Raw genomic sequence first — 20,184 nt, 5'->3', positions numbered from 1 at the left:
CTGCCCGTCAAGGTAAGATGATACTGTATGGATGTCCAGAGAGAATTCGGGTTACGCGGGCGTTTGGCGGACAATTACGGGGAAAAAGATGAAAAATGCGCGCGGCATTCAAGATAATCGCCGCTATCTCAGGCCGACCGGTTCAGCGGCCTGAGAGCGGGATGGCGCGATTAATTACGCCAGACGCCGTTTCGCGTCGCGAATGGCCTGCGCCACCTGCTGCGGCGAAACCCCGCCCTGCGCGGCGCGTTTATCCAGGCAGGATTGCAGCGACAGGATCGGATACACATCCTCGGCGATAATAGGGCTGAATTTCTGCAAATCGGCCAGCGACAGCGCCTCCAGCGCTTTCCCCTGACGGATGGCCTCCACCACCGCTTCGCCGACGATATGGTGCGCCTCGCGGAACGGGATGCCTTTGTCCACCAGATAGTCCGCCAGCTCCGTGGCGTTGGCGTAACCCTGTTCCGCCGCTTCCCGGCAGCGCGGACGTTTCACCTGAATCCCTTCCAGCACCAGACCGGCCATCATCAGGCAGTCGTGCCACGTATCCAGCGCGTCGAACAGCCCTTCCTTGTCTTCCTGCATATCTTTGTTATACGCCAGCGGCAACCCTTTCAGCGTCACCATCATGCCGCTCAACGCCCCCTGAACCCGGCCGCACTTGCCGCGGATCAGCTCCAGCGCGTCGGGGTTTTTTTTCTGCGGCATCAGCGAGGAGCCTGAGGTCACCCGATCGGAAAGCTCCACGAACGCCGCCTCGCCGCTGTTGAAGAAAATCAGATCTTCGGCGAAACGGGATAAATGGATCATGCCGATCGAGGCGTCAGACAGCAGTTCCAGCACGTGATCGCGGTCGGATACCGTGTCCAGGCTGTTGCGCGTGGCGGAGGCGAACCCCAGCCAGCCGGCCAGCTGTTCGCGATCGATAGGATAGGCGGTGCCGGCCAATGCGCCGCAGCCCAGCGGGCTGACGTCCAGACGTTTCAGCGTGTCTTGCAGACGGCTTTCGTCACGCACCAGCATTTCGTGATAGGCCAGACACCAGTGGGCGAAAGTCACCGGCTGGGCGCGCTGCAGATGGGTATAACCCGGCATCACGGCGTCCTGATTGGCCTCCGCCGTGGCGACCAACGCCTGACGCAGCTGACGCACCGCCAGCAGCAGTTCGCCAATCTGCGCCTTGCACCACAGTTTCAGATCGGTGGCGACCTGATCGTTACGGCTGCGCCCGGTGTGCAGTTTTTTCCCCAGATCGCCGACTTTGTCGATCAGACGTTGCTCGACCCAGCTGTGGATATCCTCCGCGTCGCTTTGCAGAATCACTTCGGGATCCGCCTGTACCTCGGCCAGCAGCGCGTTCAGCGCCTGCTCCAGTTGCTGCTGCTCATGCTCGCTGAGCACATTGACGGTAACCAATGCTTTCGACCAGCCAATCGAGCCGCTGATATCCTGCTCCGCCAGACGGTAATCAAACCGCAGCGAGTCGTTGAACTGTTTAAAACGTTGATCTGCCGCCTGACTAAACCGACCGCCCCACAAAGCCATAACCCTTACTCCCAAAATTCAAATAAACACCGGGATGGCATCATGCCATACCCGCAAACCGCTTACGCTAAAATACGCGTGCCGATCGCCACGCCGTTGAACAGCGCGGGAAGTTGATCGGCATGGCGCCAACTGGCGATATCCACCGGCCGCCCCAGGGTGCGAGCCGCGTCCAGCGCCGCGTTGACCTTGACGATCATACCGTCGGTAATGATGCCCTGCTCAATGAGCTGCCGCGCTTTTTGCGCCGTCATTTCCGCAATGCGCTGACCTTTGCCGTCCAGAATGCCGCTCACGTCGGAAAGCAGGATCAAATCCGCCCCCAGCGTCTGCGCCAGCGCCGTCGCCGCCTGGTCGGCGTTCACATTCATCAGGTCGCCGCCGTCGGTAATGCCGATAGAGCTGACCACCGGCAAATATCCGGACGACAATAGCGTATTCAACAACGCCGGTGAACCCGCCTGCGCTTTACCGACGAATCCCAGCTCCTCATCCAACTGCGTCACGCTGGTGCTGCCGCCGTCCGCCAGACATAGGCCGACGGCGTCGATGCCGTGCTTCTTAGCCCACGAGAGCAGCGTTTTATTCGCCGAACCGGCCAGCGCCCCGACAATGATGTCGATCTGATCGGCCGGCGTAACCCGCAGGCCGTTTTTCTTCACCACCGGCAACGACAGTTTTTTCATCAGTTCGTCAACCAGGCAGCCGCCGCCGTGCACGATCAACAGCGGGCGCTGGTGTTGCCGGCGATAGGCCACCAGCGCGCCAAACAGGCGCTCCAGCGCCTCTTCGCTATCCAGTAAAACGCCGCCTAGCTTGATAATTAACGGATTCATTGTTTTCTTCGCGCCTCAGAATGGTAAATTGCGATCAAAGTAAAGACTGGGTTTCCGGGAAACCAAAACGAATATTCATACACTGTACGGCCTGCGCCGCCGCGCCTTTCAGCAGATTATCCTCCGCGGCGACCGCGATCAGGTGTTCGCCCTGCACGGAAAAACCGATATCGCAGAACGGCAGCCCCACCACGGATTTCAACGCCGGCACGCCCTTCTCATACAGGCGCACCAGCGGTTTGTCGTGGTAGGCGTTGTGATAAGCCTCGGCGACGTCCTGCTGCGTGACGCCCGGCCGTAGCCGACAGGTGATGGTCGCCAGTATACCACGGGCGAAGTTGCCCAGATGCGGCGTAAAGATGACCGGCGTGCCGAGGTGGGTTGAAATTTCCGGCTCATGGCGATGGTTGAAAATGCCGTAAGGCTGCAGGCTGACCTCACAGAAACTGTTGGTCATCGAGGCTTTGCGTCCCGCGCCGCTGACGCCGCTGACGGCGTTAATCACCGGCCATTGCGCGGCGTTCAGCAACTGGCCGTCCACCAGCGGCTTCAGCGCCAGCTGCGACGCGGTGGGGTAACATCCCGGCACGGCAATCAGCCGCGCCTGCTTGATGCCCTCGGCCCGCCATTCGGCCAGGCCGTAGACCGCCTGCGCCAGCCAGTCGGCGTGCTGGTGTTCAAAACCATAATAGCGGCGGTAAAATTCCGCATCGTTAACGCGAAACGCGCCTGATAAATCGAAGACGGTGCAACCCGCGGCCAGAAACTCGGGCGCCAGATCGTGACTGACCTTGTGATCCGTCGCCAGAAAGACCACGTCCGCGCCTTTGGCGGCTTCAGCGACATCGGTCAACGGCCGGACCGGCAAGTCAATGATGCCTTTCAGCTGCGGATGCAAATCGGATATTGATTTTCCCGCATCTACGCTTTGCGCTGAAACGGCTAAAGCGGTTATGTTCATCTGTGGGTGACGGTTCAGGTAAAGTGCAAGTTCGGCGCCGGTATAACCGCTTGCACCAACAATCAGCGTATTCAGCATGGGATTCTGCGTACCTTCTTACTTATCTGCGGACCAGGCTACAGGGCTCACCGGCGCCATCACGCCGTTCACCCGCGAAGCCGGACGAAATGACGATTGCTCGTCGCGGATGACCTTGAGGTTTCCTTTCGCCTGGCGTTATTGTATTTTTATTCAAAATAAATGCATGAATATTGATACTATCCTAACCAGAGGCTGTCAACAGTGAAGATGAATTTACCCCCTTTTCTTGAGCTATACCGGGCGTTGATCGCCACGCCGTCGATCAGCGCGACCGACAGCGCGCTCGATCAAAGTAATCAGGCGTTAATCAACCTGCTGTCCGGCTGGTTCAGCGATTTGGGCTTTCATGTCGAAGTGCAGCCCGTTCCCGGAACGCAACATAAATTTAACATGCTGGCCAGAATAGGCGAAGGCAAAGGGGGACTATTGCTGGCCGGGCACACGGATACCGTGCCGTTCGACGACGGACGCTGGACGCGCGATCCCTTCACGCTGACCGAGCACGACAATAAGCTGTACGGCCTGGGCACCGCCGATATGAAAGGCTTTTTCGCCTTTATTCTCGATACTCTGCGCGATATCGACCCGGCGCGGCTGAGCAAGCCGCTCTATGTGCTCGCCACCGCCGATGAAGAAACCACCATGGCCGGCGCCCAATATTTCGCCGGGTCCACGCAGGTCAGACCGGACTGCGCCATTATCGGCGAACCCACCTCGCTACAGCCGGTGCGCGCCCACAAGGGCCATATGTCCAGCGCCATTCGGATTCAGGGGCAGTCCGGGCACTCCAGCGATCCCTCCCGCGGCGTTAACGCCATCGAGCTGATGCATGAGGCCGTCTCCCATCTGCTGGTGCTGCGCAATACCCTGCAGGAGCGCTATCACAACCCGGCGTTCCATATTCCCTACCCGACGATAAATCTCGGCCATATTCACGGCGGCGACGCCGCCAACCGCATCTGCGGCTGCTGCGAACTGCATATGGATATCCGCCCGCTGCCGGGGCTGACGCTCGGCGATCTAAACGGCCTGTTGTCCGAAGCGCTGGCGCCGGTGAGCGAACGCTGGCCCGGCCGGTTGAATATTGCCGAACTGCACCCGCCGATCCCCGGTTATGAATGCCCGGCGGATCACCATTTGGTGTCGGTGGTGGAAAAATTATTGGGCACGCCGACGGAGGTGGTCAATTACTGTACCGAAGCGCCGTTTATTCAGCAGCTCTGCCCCACGCTGGTGCTGGGACCCGGCTCCATCGATCAGGCGCATCAGCCGGACGAATTCCTTGATACCGCCTTTATCAAACCCACGCGGGCGCTGATATCGCAGTTGATTCAACATTTCTGCCGCGGTTGATCCCTTAATCCCCGGCGTAAAGGCGAGGGCCACCGCGTATCAACAGCGGTGGCCGCCCCTCGCAGCCCGATGACCGCCGCCAATACCTTCCCCGCGCCCCCAAAATCAGGCCCTATTGTGAAGAAAAGTAAAAAAAGTTCAGGATAATAAGAGTTTTTGCTGTTTTTTATAACAATAGATGAATATGTTTTTCATGCGCACATATCGGCATCGCCCATGCTTAGCACCCTTGTTACACTGCTGCCGGTTGGTTATTCCAGCAAGTTTCGCCATCGCAAAGGGGTTTCTGCAACTTAAGGAAAGTAATGCTGCTATGAATCGAAGATTATTTCTCAAAGCCTCCATGGCGCTGGCCGCCGGCTGTGGCATTCCGGCGCTGGCCACGGTCTTTCCCCGCGCGGCCCTGGCCGCGGGAGAGCAAATCGCGGACGGCAATGCGACGCCTTTCAGTTTTTCCCTGCTCAAGAAAATGGCGGCGGATCGCGCCAGGCAACCTTATAACGGCCAGTCAGCGGCGCTTCCTCCCACGCTGGCCAAGCTGACGCCGCAGGCTTACAACGATATCCGCTATGACGCCGGGCATTCGCTCTGGAACTCGCTGGAAAATCGCCGGCTGGACGTACAATATTTTCATGTCGGCATGGGATTTACCCGCCCTGTACGTATGTTTTCTATCGACTCCGCCAACAACACGGCGCGTGAAATTCATTTCCGCCCGGAATTGTTCGACTATACCGGCGCCGGCGTCGACGTCTCGCAGCTCGAAGGTAAAGACGATCTCGGTTTCGCCGGCTTCAGGGTATTTAAAGCGCCGGAATTGACCCAGCGGGACATCGTCTCTTTCCTCGGCGCCAGCTATTTCCGCGCCGTGGACTCCACCTATCAGTACGGCCTGTCGGCGCGCGGGATCGCCATCAACACCTATACCTCCCAGCCCGAAGAGTTCCCCGACTTCGTCGCCTTCTGGTTCGAACAGCCGGCAGCGGGAGCGACCTCCTTCACCGTGTATGCGCTTTTGGACGGCCCCAGCGCCACGGGCGCCTACCGTTTCGTCATCGACTGCGAGGCGGAGCGCGTGGTGATGGATATCGAAAAACAGCTGCATGCCCGTAAGGATATCCAGCAATTGGGCATCGCGCCCATGACCAGCATGTTCAACTGCGGTAACCACGAGCGCCGCATGTGCGACACCATCCATCCCCAGATTCACGACTCCGACCGGCTGGCCATGTGGACGGGAGCGGGAGAATGGATTTGCCGGCCGTTGAACAATCCGCAAAAACTGCGCTTCAACACCTACCAGGACAATAACCCCAAAGGATTCGGGCTGCTGCAAACCGATCGCGATTTCGATAATTACCAGGATGTTATCGGCTGGTATCACAAGCGGCCGAGCCTGTGGGTGGAGCCCGTCGGCCGGTGGGGCAAAGGCGCCGTCACGCTGATGGAAATCCCGACCACCGGAGAGACGCTGGATAATATCGTCTGTTTTTGGCACCCCGAAACCCCGATAAAAGCCGGCAGCGAATACAACTACCGCTATAAACTGTACTGGAGCGCCGACGCGCCGGTGCGCACGCCTCTCGCCAGGGTGCATGCCACGCGCACGGGAATGGGCGGCTTCCCGGAAGGGTGGGCGCCGGGCGAACACTATCCCGCACAGTGGGCGCGGCGTTTTGCGGTGGATTTCGTCGGCGGCGATCTGAAATCCGCGGCCCCCAGAGGGATAGAACCGGTGATTACCCTCTCCGACGGGCAGGCCAAAAATATCGAAATCCTCTACGTCGAGCCTTTTGACGGCTACCGTATTCTGTTCGACTGGTATCCGACCAGCGAGAAGAACGACCCCGTCGATATGCGGCTGTTCTTACGTTCGCAGGGCGAGACGCTGAGCGAAACCTGGCTTTATCAGTATTTCCCTCCCGCCGCGGACCAACGCCGTTATATCGACGACCGGGAAATGCATTAGTTATTTCGCCGCCCGGCGAAATAAGCTGAAGTAATATGGCGATCGCCGGTCTGCACGGCCCGCGATCGCCGCTACGTCATGCGGCCCGTTTCCTCTCCCGATAAGCGCCTCTAATGTCAGCACGTCTGTAATTAAATTTCACAAATTGCCATGTCCACATCAAAGCAGGTAAAAATATGGGCGGTATAAAAGAATAACGCGCGCAAAGAATCGTCAATTGACGAATCAACCGCATCATGGCTAGATGAAAGGAGCGCAGTACGTCTTTCAGGTGAAACAAACTTACAAAAAATCAGAGGTGGGTCAGGGTAACTATGAGCGAGCAATATTCGGCAATGCGCAGTAACGTCAGCATGCTAGGCAAGCTGCTTGGCGATACGATTAAGGAAGCGCTGGGTGAGAACATTCTTGATAAGGTTGAAAGGATCCGTAAATTATCAAAATCCTCCCGAGCAGGCAGTGAAAAGCACCGTCAGGAACTGCTGAACACACTACAAAATCTGTCCAACGATGAGCTATTGCCGGTTGCCCGCGCATTTAGCCAATTCCTTAACTTTACCAATACCGCCGAGCAATACCACACCATCTCGCCCCACGGCGAGGCGGCCAGCAACCCGGAGCTGCTCTCCAAGGCCTTTGCGCGCTTAAAAGAAAATAAGCATCTGACGGAAAGGGATATTCGCAACGCGGTCGAATCGCTGTCCATCGAGCTGGTGCTGACCGCGCACCCCACCGAGATCACCCGTCGCACGCTGATCCACAAGCTGGTCGAGGTGAATACCTGCCTGAAGCAGCTCGATCACGACGATCTGGCGGACTATGAGCGCAACCGTATTATGCGCCGCCTGCGTCAATTGATCGCCCAGTCCTGGCATACCGACGAAATCCGCAAAATACGGCCGACCCCGCTGGAAGAAGCCAAATGGGGATTCGCGGTGGTGGAAAATAGCCTGTGGGAAGGCGTTCCCGCTTTTTTACGCGAGCTCGATGAACTGCTGGAAAAATCTTTCGGCTACCGTTTGCCCGTAGAAGCCGTGCCGGTACGCTTTACCTCATGGATGGGGGGCGACCGCGACGGCAACCCCAACGTGACCGCCGAAGTGACCCGCCGGGTATTATTACTCAGCCGCTGGAAAGCGGCCGACCTGTTCCTGCAGGATATTCAGACCCTGGTATCGGAACTGTCGATGTCCGCCTGTACGCCGGAACTACGCAAGCTGGCCGGCGGCGACGAAGTACAGGAGCCGTACCGCGCCATCATGAAATCATTGCGAGCCCAGTTGAATAGTACGCTGGCTTATCTGGATGCGCGTCTCAAAGGCGGGGAGCTGTTACCGCCGAAAGACCTGCTGGTCAGCAATGAACAATTGTGGGATCCGCTGTTCGCCTGTTATCAGTCGCTGCATGCCTGCGGCATGGGCATCATCGCCGACGGTCAATTGCTGGACACGCTGCGCCGCGTGCGCTGCTTCGGCGTACCGCTGGTGCGCATCGACGTTCGTCAGGAAAGCACCCATCACAGCGAGGCACTGGCGGAAATCACCCGTTACCTGGGTTTGGGCGACTATGAAAGCTGGTCCGAGTCCGACAAACAGGCCTTCCTGATCCGTGAATTAAGCTCCAAACGTCCGCTGCTGCCGCGCCAGTGGGAACCCAGCGCAGAGACCAAAGAGGTGATCGACACCTGTAAAGTCATCGCCAAAGCGCCCGCCGGCTCCATCGCCGCCTACGTCATTTCCATGGCGCGTACGCCTTCCGACGTGCTGGCGGTGCATTTGCTGCTCAAGGAAGCCGGCTGCCCGTTCGCCCTACCGGTCGCCCCGCTGTTTGAAACGCTGGAAGACCTGAACAACGCCGACGACGTAATGACCCAGTTGCTGAATATCGACTGGTATCGCGGCGTCATTCAGGGCAAACAGATGGTGATGATCGGCTATTCCGACTCGGCGAAAGATGCCGGCGTGATGGCCGCTTCCTGGGCGCAATATCGCGCACAGGACGCCCTGATTAAAACCTGCGAGAAAGCCGGCATTGCGCTGACGCTGTTCCACGGTCGCGGCGGCTCCATCGGCCGCGGCGGCGCGCCGGCCCATGCCGCCCTGCTGTCCCAGCCGCCGGGAAGCCTGAAAGGCGGCCTGCGCGTCACCGAACAGGGGGAGATGATCCGCTTTAAGTACGGCCTGCCGGAAGTCACCATCAGCAGCCTGGCGCTGTACACCGGGGCGATTCTGGAAGCCAACCTGTTGCCGCCGCCGGAACCCGAACAGGAGTGGAGCGAGGTGATGGACGAACTGTCCCGCGTCTCCTGCGAGATGTATCGCGGCTACGTACGCGAAAATCCGGACTTCGTCCCTTATTTCCGCTCCGCCACGCCGGAACTGGAGCTGGGTAAATTGCCGTTAGGCTCCCGCCCGGCGAAACGCCGTCCTACCGGTGGGGTGGAAAGCCTGCGCGCCATTCCGTGGATTTTCGCCTGGACACAGAACCGCCTGATGTTGCCCGCGTGGCTGGGTGCGGGCGCCGCGTTGCAAAAAGTCGTCAACGACGGCAAACAGGCGCAGTTGGAAGCCATGTGCCGCGACTGGCCGTTTTTCTCCACCCGCATCGGGATGCTGGAAATGGTGTTTTCCAAAGCCGACCTGTGGCTGGCCGAATACTACGACCAGCGTCTGGTGGATAAGAAGCTGTGGCCGTTAGGGAAACAGCTGCGCGAGCAACTGGCGCAAGATATCCATGTGGTGCTGACCATCGCCAACGACGATCACCTAATGGAAGACCTGCCGTGGATCGCCGAATCCATCGCGTTGCGCAACGTGTATACCGACCCGCTCAACGTGCTTCAGGCCGAGCTGCTGCACCGCTCGCGCCAACAGGAAGAGCCGGACCCGGAGGTGGAGCTGGCGCTGATGGTGACCATCGCCGGCGTGGCCGCCGGTATGCGCAATACCGGCTGATCGATAAAAGCTAAACGCGGAAACGACAAAGGCCGGTCCATGACCGGCCTTTCAGATCATTGACTTCATTGGGCATTTTGCCATTAATGTCCCCCTCCCGGCCTCCCCCTTGCCAGGGGGAGGAGCTAACCCTTCGCCCTTATATGAAGGGTTCGGGTAGGCCAAGAGACGGCATCACGCCAGATATTTATCCTGCAGAAACTGCCGGGCGCGTTTATCCAGCCCGTACTCCGCCTCCATCCAGCCGTTAACCGAACCGTGGCGTTCATTAATCGCCCGCAGCGCCGTGACGATAAACTCTTCCTTAACCGACAGCACATAGGAAAACCGCACCAGCGCTTTCTCGCTCAGGGTCTGCGCCAGATGCGTCAGCAACTGCTGCCTGAATGGCGTCAGCGTGGTTTCGGTCAGCAGATAATCTTCAATCACCGTTTGCTCATCAACCCCCAGCGCCAGCATCACCAGCGCCGATCCCAGACCGGTGCGGTCTTTACCCACCGCGCAGTGCTGTACCAGCGCGCCGTTATCCGGCTGCAACAGCAGCGACGCCAGTTGGCGATAGGCGGAATTATCGAAAGGCAAACGGCGATAAAGTTCCAGCATAAAGGCCCGCGAGTCGAAGGACTCCAGCACCTCCGATCCCAAAGAATCCAGATTCGCCGTGACTTCGTGCCGCAGCGGGTTGGCGGGGAACGGATGGTAGTTCGCGCCGGGCCACAGGATATCGGGCTTGAGGGCGATTTCATCCGGATCGCGGTAGTCGAGAACATCGGCGACGGGCACGCCGGCCAGGCGTTCGCAGTCCGCCGGCGTCAATAAATCCAGCGAACCGGCTCGAAATAGCTTGCCGCGGCGGATAAGCCGCCCGTCCGCCGTCCGATTGCCGCCCAGATCGCGAAAATTGATCCCGCCGTCCAGCGGAACCAGGGAAGGATGGAGTAGCGTGGGTTCGGTCATACATCTCCTTGCGGTGGTCATAAAGGGCAGGCCGGGAAACGGGCCGGCATTGCCCATCGCCGGCCCGACATGCGGTAATACCGTTTATGCACGAGCCAGCAGGCGACGGGTGGCGTCCAGCAGAACCTTGACCACCGTGGTTTCAGCCAGCTTCATGGTGGCGACATCGGGAATTTCCTGCTGGGTGCGATTGACAATCACCCCGGCAATCATCCCGGCGCGCAGCCCCTGGCTGGCGCACATCGTCAGCAAGGTGGCGGATTCCATTTCATAATTCAGCACCCCCATGCTTTGCCACTCTTCCATCGATCCCTGGAAACGGCGCACCACGCGGCCTGAAAAGGTATCATAACGCTCCTGGCCGGGGTAAAACGTATCGGATGATGCGGTCACGCCAACGTGCAGCGCCGCGCCGGACGCCTTTGCCGCCTCGACCAGGGCGGTGGTGCAGTCAAAATCGGCCACCGCCGGAAATTCCAGCGGCGCGAAATGCAGGCTGGCGCCGTCGAGCCGTACCGCCGCGGTCGTCACCAGCACATCCCCCACGTTGATACCCGGCTGGATCGCCCCGGTCGTCCCCACCCGCAGGAAGGTGCGAACGCCCAGCTGCGCCAGCTCCTCCACCGCAATCGACGTTGACGGGCCGCCAATGCCGGTGGAGCAGACGATAATCGGCTTGCCTTCCAGTTCGCCGCGCCAGGAGGTAAATTCACGGTGCGACGCCAGAGGGACCGGGTTATCCAGCAGACGGGCTATTTTTTCCACGCGCTCAGGGTCGCCCGGCACAATCGCCAGCGTCGCGCCCTGTAAATCAGGCTTTGTCAGACCGAGATGAAACACATCAGATTTGGACATAACCGCCCTCCCAGGCAATGAGTCGAGTGATCAGAGGAAATAAGGAAAAAACTTTAGCCTATTACCAGGCGATTTTTAGTGATGACCATCACTCATAAAAAAGAAACAGAAACTCAACATACATAAAATTGTGATACACATCACTAATAAGCGTTATCAACACCGCCTTTGCGCCGTTTTGGTTCCGTTATTGTAGATTCTTTAGCCGTTGATATTCCTCGCGGCAGACACAAAACCCGCTATTTCCAGGCATGAAAAAGGGAGGCAGCGCCTCCCTGTCATCGATCGTTAACGTTACCGGCTTAGCGCGCGTCGCGCAGACGCCGTGCCGCCTCAACCATGTTGGCCAGCGCCTGGCGGGTTTCCGGCCAGCCGCGGGTTTTCAGACCGCAGTCCGGGTTAACCCACAGACGTTGCGCCGGGATGCGCTGCGCCGCTTTCTTCAGCAACGCTTCGATCCACTCCACGCTCGGGACGTTCGGCGAGTGGATATCATACACGCCCGGGCCGATTTCGTTCGGATACTCAAACTCTTCAAACGACTCCAGCAGCTCCATATCGGAACGCGAGGTTTCAATGGTGATCACATCGGCGTCCAGCGCGGCGATGGAATCCATAATGTCGTTGAACTCGCAGTAACACATATGGGTGTGGATCTGCGTATCGTCTTGCGCCACGGCGGCATTCAGACGGAAAGCGTCCACCGCCCATGCCAGATAGGCATCCCAGTCGGAACGGCGCAGCGGCAGACCTTCACGCAGGGCGGGTTCATCGATCTGAATAATGCCGATGCCCGCTTTTTCCAGATCGGCCACTTCGTCGCGCAGCGCCAGCGCAATCTGTTTGGCGATGGTTTCACGCGTTACGTCTTCGCGCGGGAAAGACCAGCACAGAATGGTCACCGGGCCGGTAAGCATGCCCTTCATCGGCTTGTCGGTCAGCGACTGGGCGTATTTCGCCCACTCAACGGTAATGGCCCGCGGGCGGCTGACGTCGCCGATAATCACCGGCGGCTTCACGCAGCGGGAGCCATAGCTCTGCACCCAGCCGTTCTGGGTAAAGACGAAGCCGTCCAGATGCTCGCCGAAATACTCCACCATATCGTTACGCTCGGCTTCGCCGTGCACCAGCACGTCCAGTCCCAGACGTTCCTGCTCGACCACCGCCTGCTTGATATGCTCGGAGATGCCGGTGCGGTAGTTGTTGCCGTCCAGACGCCCTTGCTTGAAGTCCAGACGCAGGCCGCGAATTTCCGTGGTTTGCGGGAAAGAGCCGATGGTGGTGGTCGGCCATGCCGGCAGCTTGAAGCGTTCGCGCTGAGCCGCGGCGCGCAGCGGGTAAGCGCTCTGACGCTGACTATCCTGCGCAGTGATGGCGGCCAGACGCCGCTCCACCGCCGGGTTGTTTACGCGGGTGGACGTACGGCGAGCGCGAATCGGCGCGCTGTACACATCCAGCGCCTGACCATCGCCGCCGTTCAGCGCCTGGGCGAGCAGAGACAGCTCCGCACATTTCTGGATGGCGAAAGCAAACCAGCTTTTCACCTCATCATCCAGACGCGTTTCGACGCTTAAATCGATCGGGCTGTGCAGCAAAGAGCAGGAGCTTCCCAGCCACAGATTGCGTTTGCCCGCCAGCGGTTGCAGGCGTTCAAACCAGGCGCTCAGGTCGGCGCGCCAGACGTTGCGCCCGTTAATCACCCCCAGCGACAGCAGCCAGTCGGCGGGCAATTGTTGATGCAACGTCGCCGCGTCGTCCTTGCCGTGCACCAGATCGACATGCAGCCCCTGTACCGGCAGCGCTTTGACGGTATCCAGATTCTGGCCGATGCTGTCGAAATAGGTGGTCAGCAACAGTTTCACCGGTCCTTGCAGCGCATCGTACGCCGGTTGGAACGCCGCCAGCCACTCTGGCGGCAGCTCCAGCACCAGCGCCGGCTCATCGATCTGTACCCATTCGATGCCGCGTTTAGCCAGCTCGGCCAGCACCTGCCGATAGACCGGCAGAATCTCCGGCAGCAGCGACAGGCGATCGAACGGCGCGCCTTTTACCTTACCCAGCCACAGGTAGGTGACCGGCCCCAGCAGCACGGGCTTCACCTTGTGGCCCAGCGCCAGCGCTTCGTCTACTTCGTCCAGCAGCTGCGTCCAGGTCAGTTTGAACTGCTGGCCCTGGGTGAATTCCGGCACCATGTAGTGATAGTTGGTGTTGAACCATTTGGTCATCTCGGCGGCGGCGGCGGGTTCGCCGGTCGGCGCGCGTCCGCGGCCGATGCGGAACAGCGTGTCCAGATCGACCGAGCCATCGGCATTCTGATGACGGGCCGGTACGTTCCCCAGCAACAGGCTGGTGGTGAGGACATGATCGTACCAGGCGAAATCACCCACCGGCAGCAGATCGACGCCCGCATCCTTTTGTTGCTGCCAGTGACGCGCCCGAAGATCGCGTCCAACGGCCAGCAACTCTTCCCGGGTTGCGTTGCCTGCCCAATAGCTTTCCTGCGCTTTTTTCAGTTCACGTCGTAATCCAACGCGCGGAAAACCCAGTGTGTGATTTAAGATGGTCATCGTTAATTCCTCATTTAGCCGTCCAGATGTTTACACATCCATAATCCGCAGGTAGTGTATAATGCACAAGCGCAATTTATTCACTGTCACTGTGAAGGACTCTCATGATCGAACTTAAACACCTGCGAACGCTGCAAGCGCTGCGCAATACGGGGTCGTTGGCCGCCGCCGCCGCCGCGCTGCATCAAACCCAGTCGGCGTTATCACACCAGTTCAGCGATCTGGAGCAGCGTCTTGGGTTCAGGCTATTTGTGCGTAAAAGCCAGCCGCTGCGCTTTACGCCGCAGGGAGAGATCCTGTTGCAGTTGGCCGAGCAGGTGTTGCCGCAGATTCAGCAGGCGCTACAGGCGTGTCATGAACCGCACCAGGCCACGCTGCGTCTGGCGATTGAGTGTCACAGCTGTATTCAGTGGCTGACCCCGGCGCTGGATGAGTTCCATCAAAACTGGCCGCAGGTGGCGACGGACTTTAAATCCGGCGTCACCTTCGACCCGCAGCCCGCGCTGCAACAGGGCGAGCTGGATCTGGTGATGACCTCGGATATCCTGCCGCGCAGCGGGCTGCACTACGCGCCGCTGTTTGATTTTGAAGTCCGGCTGGCGCTGGCGCCCGACCATCCGCTGGTGGGAAAAGACAAAATCGAACCGGAAGACCTGGCCTCGGAAACCCTGATGATCTATCCGGTTCAGCGCCAGCGGCTGGATGTCTGGCGCCACTTTCTGCAACCGGCCGGCGTCAGCCCGGCGCTGAAAAGCGTCGACAACACGCTGCTGCTGATTCAGATGGTGGCCGCCCGCATGGGGATCGCCGCGCTGCCGCACTGGGTGGTGGAGAGCTTTGAACGTCAGGGACTGATTGTGACAAAAACGCTGGGAGAGGGACTGTGGAGCCGGTTGTACGCCGCCGTGCGGGACGGGGAACAGCGCCAACCGGTGATCGAAGCCTTTATTCGCTCGGCGCGTCAGCACGCCTGTGAGCATTTACCCTTTGTGCGGGACGCTTCACGACCCAGTGTCGGTGTACCCACAGCGAGGACATGATGATAATGGCCCCAATGATAAAGCTCGGCCAGTGGACCTTTTCCTGCCAGATAGCCAGGTTGACCAGCAATCCCGCGGGAACGTGGAAATTATTCATGATCCCCAGGGTGCCCGCGTCGACCTGGGTGGCGCCGTAGTTCCACATAAAGTAGCCCAACCCAGAAGCCGCAACCCCCAACCAGACCAAAACCCCCCACTGCAACGACGTCGTGGGCAGTTTATCGGCGTTACCGAACAGCAGCCAGGCTGTCACCGAAACCGCCAGCGCGCCCAGATAGAACCATGAAAAGGCGGTATGCTGCGGCATCGGATGCACTTCCATCAGGCGCTTGTATCCGACCTGCCCGATGGCAAAGAAAATATTGGCGGCCTGTACCAGCACCAGCCCCCACAGAAAATGCGCGCTGACCTCGTCGTAGCGAATCACCGCCGCCCCCAGCACCGCCAGCAGCGCGCTGAACATATAGCCCCAGCGCAGGCGCTCGCGCCGCAGCAGATCGTAAATTAAGGTGACATACAGCGGCGTCATCACCGTGAAGAGTAAAAATTCAGGCACCGTGAGATATAGATAAGCTTGGAAAACAAACAGATACATAATCCCCAGTTGGCAGGCGCCAACCAGCAGATAGAGTAAAATCACCCGCGGCGCATAGCCCCGCCAGCGTAAAAACGGCAGGAAGACCAATGCCGCCAGCCCGACGCGCATCAATACGGAAAACCAGCTGTCGACCTGGCCTGCCAGATATTCGCCAATCAGGCTAAATGAAAAAGCCCACAATATGGTGGTGATAATCAGTAATGGCACAGCGCAATATCCGCTTAGAAAAGAAGTGTCGCTATTGTAGCGGAGAACGGCGAATGAATTTTAGTCAATATGGTTTACATCTGAATAAATAACCGGCGAACGACTACCCGATAATCACCCTACAAACGCGACGAATTTAGTTCCCTGCGCCAAATATAAAAACCCCTGCAATATTGCGCAGGGGTTAGGTAAATTAAGTACCGGCAAACGGGAACGGCGGGATCAAATTTGCCATCTGAACCAGGCAAAAAAGACGTTGCCGTTATTGTAAGTGCCGGGAATATAGGTCGCCTGGAAAGAGAGCTTCTGATAATTGATTGAGGCCAGGGGCAACAACACCGGAATAGGAATATAGTTCCAGTTATCGCGCATCGTCACGCCGGCGGTAAAACCCAGCCCCAATTGGAAATCCTGATCGCGGGTCGGGCGCCAGCGTTTCTCAAAGCCATAACCGCCGATAGGCTCCCATTTATTATGGGAATCCTTAAACGCCATGGCGTAAATCCCATGCCAGTCGCCGTCTTCATCCAGACGTGAAATACCATATCCCGCGCCCCACGGACGCTCGTTATATTCGTCGGTTTTATCTTTATCGTAGGTCCAGCGGTTATGCCAGGTAATAGCGGGAATATAGATATCGTGGTTCGGAGATTCCGACCATGTTTTAGACAGGTTATTTTTACTTCTCTGCCACCAGCTTTCATCATGCGCGCCGGCTTCAGCGCCGGCGCCGCTATGCGCCGTGTCAGTTGCATGAGTCACAATCGGCATGGCGGATGACGCCGTAAAACACAGGATGATTAAAATACGCTTTAAATACATTAGTAGACTCTCTGCAGCCATAATATTACTACTCTTACCTTTCAAGTCGCCGGCGTATCGAGCACCTTCCCGCCCCTTAAAATCTACCGGGTTTAATAAAACATATAGCTTAATGCATTCTGTTTGCACAGATAGTACGACACCGCCATTATGCGGAACAAACGGCAATGGCAGTTAAATAAATGATAATTAGGAAAAAGGTTTCGGACAGTTCTTACCCGCAAAAGCAAAAAACCATCGTATTTGCGGAGAGTTAATAAATACGAGGTTTTTTATTAATACGCGGGCTCGGCGGTATTAAATGCCGTCGCCATACTCAAAGCCACGGTTCACGCCGTTGAAATACTGATCCATATCCATTGACGGCTTATCCGTTTCCGGACGGCCGACGATGCGCGCGGGAACGCCGGCGGCGGTGGTATGAGGCGGAACAGACTGCAACACCACCGAGCCCGCGCCAATTTTAGCGCCGCGACCGACCTCAATATTCCCCAGGATTTTGGCGCCCGCGCCGATCATCACCCCTTCACGGATTTTAGGATGGCGATCGCCGCTGGTCTTGCCCGTACCGCCAAGGGTGACGGACTGCAGGATAGAGACATCATTCTCCACCACCGCCGTTTCACCGATCACGATGCCCGTGGCGTGATCGAGCATAATGCCGTAGCCAATCGTCGCCGCCGGGTGGATATCGACGCCAAAAGAGACCGAGATCTGATTCTGGAAATAGATCGCCAGCGCTTTACGCTCCTGCGACCAGAGCCAGTGACCGATGCGATACGCCTGTAACGCATGAAAGCCTTTCAGGTAAAGCAACGGCGTCGAATATTTATCAACCGCGGGATCGCGCAGGCACACCGCCTGAATATCGCGCGCGGCGGCGACGATCATTTGCGCGTCGGCCTGATACGCCTCTTCAGCCACTTCACGAATGGCGATGGCTGGCATGATCGCGCTCGCCAGCTTGTTGGCCAGCATATAGCTCAGCGCGCTGCCCAGGTTCTCGTGTTTCAGCAATGTGGCATGAAAAAAACTGGCCAGCATAGGTTCGCTATCAGCCAAACTACGCGCTTCCGCCTTAATATTGTTCCAGACCAGTGCCAGTTCTTCTGTCGACATTGCCTTACTCTCCGAAATGCCACGCATCAATCGCCATCGCCCCTGATGTCTATACTCACAAAAACATCCGGGCCGTCTGTATTAAGAAAGCCCGAAAAAACAGGTTGTTATAAATTAGTGCTTTCGTCTTTACGCGTACGCCCCAGCAGACTTAGCGCTGCTTCCCGGGCATCTTTGCCGCAATACAGGACTTGCCAGAGCTGTTCGGTAATCGGCATTTCCACGCCGTGGCGCTGCGCCAACGCCAGCACTTCCTTGGTGTTACGGTATCCCTCGACAACCTGACCGATTTTATCCTGCGCCTCCTGAACGCCCATCCCCTGCCCCAGCATCATACCGAAACGCCGGTTACGGGATTGATTATCCGTACAGGTCAGCACCAGATCGCCCAGCCCGGCCATCCCCATAAAGGTGGTGGGATCGGCGCCCAACGCCACGCCCAGCCGGGTCATCTCCGCCAGGCCGCGGGTAATCAACGCCGTACGCGCGTTGGCGCCAAAACCAATGCCGTCGGACATGCCGGCGCCGATGGCAATCACGTTTTTCACCGCGCCGCCCAACTGTACGCCGATAAAATCAGGATTGCTGTATACCCGGAAACTTTTGCCGCAATGCAGCAAATGCTGCAGATCGTCGGCAAAGTCGCTATCCGTCGCCGCCAGCGCAATCGCCGTCGGCAGACCGGCGGCCAGTTCTTTGGCGAAGGTCGGCCCGGACACGACGGCCAGCGGGATTTTCTCGCCCAGCGCTTCACGCGCCACGTCCTGCAGCAGGCGTCCGGTTTCCGCTTCCAGCCCTTTGGTTGCCCACACGATGCGCGCATCAGCCCGCAAATGCGGTTGAATCTGGCGCAATACGTCGCCGAACACATGGCTGGGCACCACCACCAGCACATTCCGGCTGGCGGCCAGGGCCAGCGCCAGATCCGTTTCCAGCCGCAGCGAATCAGGAAAGGGAACATCAGGAAGAAACGCCTGATTACAGCGAGCGGCCTGCAGGGCCTGGATATGCGCGGGCTCGTGCCCCCAGAGCACAACCTGGTGGCCATTACGCGCCAGCGTAATCGCCAATGCGGTACCGTATGAACCGGCACCGATTACGGCCATTGAAGCGTCGGACGCGTTCATCAGGCATCCTGACGCGGTGCGGCGGCGCCTTCGCCTTCTGTCTGCTGCTGCAAATAGTTCATAAACAGCGCATCAAAGTTGACCGGGGCCAGATTCAACTGCGGGAACGTACCGCGGGAAACCAGGCTGGTGATGCACTCGCGCGCATAAGGGAACAGAATGTTCGGGCAGTACGCGCCCAGGCAGTGCGCCAACTGGGTGCCTTCGATACCGCCCACGGTGAAAATTCCGCCCTGCTGTACTTCACACAGAAAAGCCGTCTCTTCACCCAGCGAAGCCGTCACCGTGACGCGCAGCACCACTTCATAGATATCTTCCGCCAGTTGGCTGGACGCCGTGTCCAGATCCAGCTTCACATCAGGCTGCCATTCCTGCTGGAATACCTGAGGAGCGTTCGGCGCTTCAAAAGAGATATCCTTGGTATAAATACGCTGGATCTGGAAAGACATTTCGGCGTTGTTTTGTTCGGACATGTTAAATAATACCTTTTGTTGGATTTCTTTGACGCCGTCCATCGTCAGCGAAGGCGTCCGTTCATTTACCTAAATTGCGTTTACCTAATCCCGGCGTTGCGGCCAGCCAGCGGATCTATTTACCACGGACCAAAGGCAGATTTTCACCGCTCCAGCCGGCAAGGCCGTCCTTTAGCACCAGTACGCGTTCAAAGCCCGCTTTCAGCAGGTTGCCCGCCGCTTCCCGCGAGGAAAGACCGTTGGCGCACACCACGATCACCGGCTGCGCTTTATGCTTTTCCAACTCGCCTATGCTGCCGTTTTTAATATCAGTGGGTAGCAGGTTAAATGCATTGGCAATGTGACCGCGACGATAGTCGTCACGATTGCGAATATCGACAATCACGGCATCTTCTTTATTGATCAGTTGGATCGCTTCGCCGCGCGCCACGTCTTTCACTTTGGAAAATTTACTCTTCACCGTCAGCACGATAACAGCAACCAGCAGGGCAACCCAGGCCACGCTCAATATAGGATGCTTGCTAATAAATGGCATAATCTCTTGCATGGGGTGTAACGACTCCCGAATCAGTTAAGCGATAAAATATAAGGTTCCTGAGTATACCTGCGTGATACCGCAAATACAGCCAGTAAGCCAACATAGCGTACGGAATCTGCGGCGCGATACATAAAAAATTTCCAGGAGAAATTTTTAACGTCGCATCAGCGACGGCCCGC

The 20,184-nt window shown here is 58.0% G+C and carries 16 protein-coding genes; 4 read left to right on the top strand and 12 right to left on the bottom strand.

Translation table 11 applies throughout. The features are described from left to right. Positions 1-174 precede the first annotated feature (174 nt). The 3 genes from argH to argC form a co-directional block, all read right to left on the bottom strand. Complete coding sequence (gene argH, locus EH206_RS01055; protein ID WP_009110987.1) at positions 175-1,548, bottom strand: argininosuccinate lyase; 1,374 nt, start codon at positions 1,546-1,548, stop codon at positions 175-177. A 62-nt stretch (positions 1,549-1,610) separates the two neighbouring features. Further along, positions 1,611-2,384 carry an acetylglutamate kinase gene (argB, locus tag EH206_RS01050; protein ID WP_009110986.1) on the bottom strand — a complete coding sequence of 258 codons (774 nt, stop codon included), beginning with the start codon at positions 2,382-2,384 and terminating at the stop codon, positions 1,611-1,613. A gap of 34 nt (positions 2,385-2,418) precedes the next feature. Beyond that, on the bottom strand, positions 2,419-3,423 hold the full coding sequence (gene argC / locus EH206_RS01045) for an N-acetyl-gamma-glutamyl-phosphate reductase (protein WP_009110985.1): 1,005 nt from the start codon (positions 3,421-3,423) through the stop codon (positions 2,419-2,421). 204 nt (positions 3,424-3,627) lie between these two features. Between argC and argE the strand changes: the two genes are divergently transcribed. From argE to ppc, 3 genes are all read left to right on the top strand, one after another. Continuing rightward, a complete protein-coding gene (gene argE, locus EH206_RS01040; RefSeq protein WP_009110984.1) occupies positions 3,628-4,779 on the top strand; it encodes an acetylornithine deacetylase in 1,152 nt (383 codons plus the stop codon). Positions 4,780-5,092: 313 nt separating this feature from the next. After that, on the top strand, positions 5,093-6,748 hold the full coding sequence (locus EH206_RS01035; protein ID WP_009110983.1) for a glucan biosynthesis protein D: 1,656 nt from the start codon (positions 5,093-5,095) through the stop codon (positions 6,746-6,748). Positions 6,749-7,062: 314 nt separating this feature from the next. Continuing rightward, the gene (ppc, locus tag EH206_RS01030) at positions 7,063-9,702 is read left to right on the top strand and encodes a phosphoenolpyruvate carboxylase (RefSeq protein WP_009110982.1); all 2,640 of its coding nucleotides are present in this window, start codon (positions 7,063-7,065) and stop codon (positions 9,700-9,702) included. A gap of 174 nt (positions 9,703-9,876) precedes the next feature. On the opposite strand, the gene EH206_RS01025 is transcribed toward ppc, so the two are convergent. The 3 genes from EH206_RS01025 to metE all read right to left on the bottom strand — a co-directional run bounded on the left by EH206_RS01025 (position 9,877) and on the right by metE (position 14,081). Next, the gene (locus tag EH206_RS01025) at positions 9,877-10,659 is read right to left on the bottom strand and encodes a tyrosine-protein phosphatase (RefSeq protein WP_009110981.1); all 783 of its coding nucleotides are present in this window, start codon (positions 10,657-10,659) and stop codon (positions 9,877-9,879) included. 84 nt (positions 10,660-10,743) lie between these two features. Beyond that, the gene (udp, locus tag EH206_RS01020; protein ID WP_009110980.1) at positions 10,744-11,514 is read right to left on the bottom strand and encodes a uridine phosphorylase; all 771 of its coding nucleotides are present in this window, start codon (positions 11,512-11,514) and stop codon (positions 10,744-10,746) included. Between the two features lie 302 nt (positions 11,515-11,816). Further along, the gene (metE, locus tag EH206_RS01015) at positions 11,817-14,081 is read right to left on the bottom strand and encodes a 5-methyltetrahydropteroyltriglutamate--homocysteine S-methyltransferase (protein ID WP_009110979.1); all 2,265 of its coding nucleotides are present in this window, start codon (positions 14,079-14,081) and stop codon (positions 11,817-11,819) included. Between the two features lie 104 nt (positions 14,082-14,185). On the opposite strand from metE, the gene metR reads away from it, so the two are divergent. Beyond that, positions 14,186-15,121 (top strand): HTH-type transcriptional regulator MetR, encoded by a 936-nt coding sequence (metR, locus tag EH206_RS01010; RefSeq protein ID WP_009110978.1) that lies wholly within the window; start codon positions 14,186-14,188, stop codon positions 15,119-15,121. Here metR and EH206_RS01005 read toward each other — a convergent pair. The 6 genes from EH206_RS01005 to EH206_RS00980 all read right to left on the bottom strand — a co-directional run bounded on the left by EH206_RS01005 (position 15,027) and on the right by EH206_RS00980 (position 20,014). Further along, complete coding sequence (locus tag EH206_RS01005; RefSeq protein ID WP_009110977.1) at positions 15,027-15,926, bottom strand: carboxylate/amino acid/amine transporter; 900 nt, start codon at positions 15,924-15,926, stop codon at positions 15,027-15,029. The two genes, metR and EH206_RS01005, sit on opposite strands and share 95 nt — an antisense overlap. A gap of 222 nt (positions 15,927-16,148) precedes the next feature. Next, positions 16,149-16,697 carry a lipid IV(A) palmitoyltransferase PagP gene (gene pagP / locus EH206_RS01000; RefSeq protein ID WP_198008309.1) on the bottom strand — a complete coding sequence of 183 codons (549 nt, stop codon included), beginning with the start codon at positions 16,695-16,697 and terminating at the stop codon, positions 16,149-16,151. Between the two features lie 348 nt (positions 16,698-17,045). Further along, positions 17,046-17,867, bottom strand: a complete 822-nt coding sequence (gene cysE, locus EH206_RS00995; RefSeq protein WP_009110975.1) for a serine O-acetyltransferase — start codon at positions 17,865-17,867, stop codon at positions 17,046-17,048. A gap of 107 nt (positions 17,868-17,974) precedes the next feature. Then, positions 17,975-18,994: an NAD(P)H-dependent glycerol-3-phosphate dehydrogenase gene (gene gpsA, locus EH206_RS00990; RefSeq protein ID WP_009110974.1), complete on the bottom strand. Its 1,020-nt coding sequence runs from the start codon at positions 18,992-18,994 to the stop codon at positions 17,975-17,977. Beyond that, complete coding sequence (secB, locus tag EH206_RS00985) at positions 18,994-19,467, bottom strand: protein-export chaperone SecB (protein WP_040343577.1); 474 nt, start codon at positions 19,465-19,467, stop codon at positions 18,994-18,996. Before secB ends, gpsA begins: the two co-directional genes overlap by 1 nt. 115 nt (positions 19,468-19,582) lie before the next feature. Then, the gene (locus EH206_RS00980; RefSeq protein WP_009110972.1) at positions 19,583-20,014 is read right to left on the bottom strand and encodes a rhodanese-like domain-containing protein; all 432 of its coding nucleotides are present in this window, start codon (positions 20,012-20,014) and stop codon (positions 19,583-19,585) included. Positions 20,015-20,184 lie beyond the last annotated feature (170 nt).

It is taken from the genome of Brenneria nigrifluens DSM 30175 = ATCC 13028 (assembly GCF_005484965.1).
GTDB classification, from domain to species: Bacteria; Pseudomonadota; Gammaproteobacteria; order Enterobacterales; family Enterobacteriaceae; genus Brenneria; species Brenneria nigrifluens.
Note: the sequence above shows the minus strand (reverse complement) of the source record. Positions and strands in the feature narration are given on the sequence as shown.